This window comes from Haloferax sp. s1 (assembly GCF_058382125.1).
This window is the reverse complement of record NZ_JBZRPK010000239.1, coordinates 1-2,233: the sequence shown is the minus strand read 5'-3', so window position 1 is coordinate 2,233 and position 2,233 is coordinate 1. Positions and strand designations below refer to the sequence as shown.

Here is a 2,233-nt window from a genome sequence, read left to right as displayed (position 1 = left end):
GCCTCCGGGATGTACTACGACGGCGACCAGAAAGACCTCGAACTCCACGTCCAGGCCGACGACAAGTGTAAATCTGGCAGCTACGACGGCACGTTCGACCTGACGCTCTACTACGCAACCGAAGACGACAAGTACCACGGCTGGCAGGCGAAAGACCTCGACCCGGACACCAGCGACGCCGTGAGCATCGACTGCACGACGAGCAACCCCGAAGTCACCGTCGACTTCACGAGTTCGGAGCAGATGACGTACGGCGACATCCAGTCGGACAAAGGCTTCGGGAACCAGAACAAGTGGCACTTCGCGCCCGAAATCGTCGACGGAAGCGCCTACGACAGCGTCACCTTCGACGAGCACACCGCCGATAGCGGACAGACGTACCACAAGGGCGACGGCGACACCGCGGAGATGGCCTTCGTCGTCAACCACTACTTCTCGCTCGTCTCACCGCAGTTCGAACTGACAGTCACGGACGGTCCAGGCAACAGCCAGAGTGTCGATGAGTCCGGGTCGAGCGGTGAACTCGTCTACGACCAAGCGGAGGGTGGCCAGTTCATCACCTTCCTGCACGTCACGGAAAACGAGGTCGAAGTCCGAGTCGAGTGAGGGTAAATAAAAAAAAAAGAGAACTCAGTCCGCGAACGTCAGGTCGACCGCGGTCGAGACGACGTACACCCGTTCCGCGCCGTCGACATAGCAGGAAACGCTCGGGTAGTCATCGGAAGTCGCGGGTGCGACGACAGGGTCGCAGGTCACGTCCGGTCGGCGTGATAACTCGTCGCGCCAAAGCGCGGCCCGGGGGGAACGAACGGTGATGTTCACGTCGTACTGGCCCTCAGACCGGGCCGCGAGCACGTTACTCGCCGCCTTGTCGGCGCGGACGAGAAACGTCCCCGACCCACCGACGGCCGTCGTCGCCGATTCGTCCGGGCGCGTCACGAACGCCGGAATCAGCACGCGGTCCTGCGTGAGGACGAGCGACGGCGTTCGGACGAACGTCCCACTGTTTCCGCGCGTGCGGAGCAGTGCGTCGAAGACATAGACGAGTCGTTCCTCACTCGTATCGGCTTCGTAGACGACCGGCGAGACTTCGTACGTATTCGTGAAGTTGACCGACGAGTCCGTCGTCAACTCGCCGGAGATGACGAACTCGACAGGAGTGTCGAGATACAGTCGGGCTTCTTCGACTTTTACTTCCGTCGCACGACTCGGCGCGCCGCGGTCCGCGATGTCCTCCATGTTGTCGCCCAAAATGTCGAATGCCCGCTCGGCGTTGTTGACCCGCTCTACGTCACGGGTGTCTTGCAGGCCGGCCATCCCGATGGTCGTGACCACGGCAACCGTCGAGAGAATGATGGCGAAGACGAAGACGAACCCGAGTGTGTCGCTCACACCCCGGTCGTTCATGCGCCCACCTCCAGCGTTCCGGACGCCGTGTCGTAGGTGACGAACACGTCGCCGCCATCGACCCGACCGGCGTCGAGTGGCGCGGTCGTCTTCACCGGGACACGAACCGTCAGACTCGGGTCTGTCGACGTAAGTACGAGTTCGTTCGGTGACCCCGGCACGATTTCGATGGTATACGTCGTGCCAGCCACACGCGGCGGGAGCTGAACCGTCGCGTTGACGCTTGTCTTTCCACCGTCGGATGCGACGCGGTCGACCGATTCGATACCAGCAGCCAACCGGTTTCCGATAACGTCGAGTTCTGTTTCGGTGACTCGGGCGTGTTCGTCGGAGACGAATCCGCCGGCGGCGACCATCAGCCCAGAGACGAGGACGACGGTGATAGTCAGCGTGAGAACGTAGCTGAGTGCCGTCGAAACGCCGCGGGCGGTCGAGCGCGAACGAAGCCTCATGTAATCTCACCCGGTGCGACCCGAACTTCTCTAGAGACGTACGTCTCGCCGGTCTGGTAGACGTACGACACGTTCACGGCGTACAGCGCCTCTTCGGCGACCGGCGACGAGCCACTGTCCGCCGGTTCGTATTTCGCGGCGTCGAAGACGGTACTGTTCGTCTTGTTGACAAACAGTTCGTAGGTGCCTTCGGCCTGTGTCGAACTGCGATAGGTCACTGTCGTCTTGCCGCTGAGGTCGGTCTGAACAGTATCGAGGGGGTCACACGCCGTCCCGTTGAGTTCCCCTGCGGGAACGTCGAGGCTGACGTAATCGCCCGAGTCGGCGGCGACACTACACGTCGAACGCGACCCGCTAGCGTCCTCGACCGTCAC

General features: G+C 62.0%; 3 protein-coding genes and 1 pseudogene. 1 reads left to right on the top strand and 3 read right to left on the bottom strand.

Translation table 11 applies throughout. From position 1 onward, the window contains the following. A partial coding sequence (locus QT222_RS02180) for a DUF7308 domain-containing protein (RefSeq protein ID WP_491476161.1) occupies nt 1-606 on the top strand: 606 nt, incomplete at its 5' end. 24 nt (nt 607-630) lie between these two features. Here QT222_RS02180 and QT222_RS02175 read toward each other — a convergent pair. The 3 genes and pseudogenes from QT222_RS02175 to QT222_RS02165 form a co-directional block, all read right to left on the bottom strand. Further along, nucleotides 631-1,407 carry a DUF7289 family protein gene (locus QT222_RS02175; RefSeq protein WP_004572509.1) on the bottom strand — a complete coding sequence of 259 codons (777 nt, stop codon included), beginning with the start codon at nt 1,405-1,407 and terminating at the stop codon, nt 631-633. Next, a complete protein-coding gene (locus tag QT222_RS02170; protein ID WP_004572508.1) occupies nt 1,404-1,859 on the bottom strand; it encodes a DUF7266 family protein in 456 nt (151 codons plus the stop codon). Before QT222_RS02170 ends, QT222_RS02175 begins: the two co-directional genes overlap by 4 nt. After that, a pseudogene (locus QT222_RS02165) lies at nt 1,856-2,233 on the bottom strand (hypothetical protein); the annotation flags it as partial. The pseudogene QT222_RS02165 and the gene QT222_RS02170, both read right to left, overlap by 4 nt.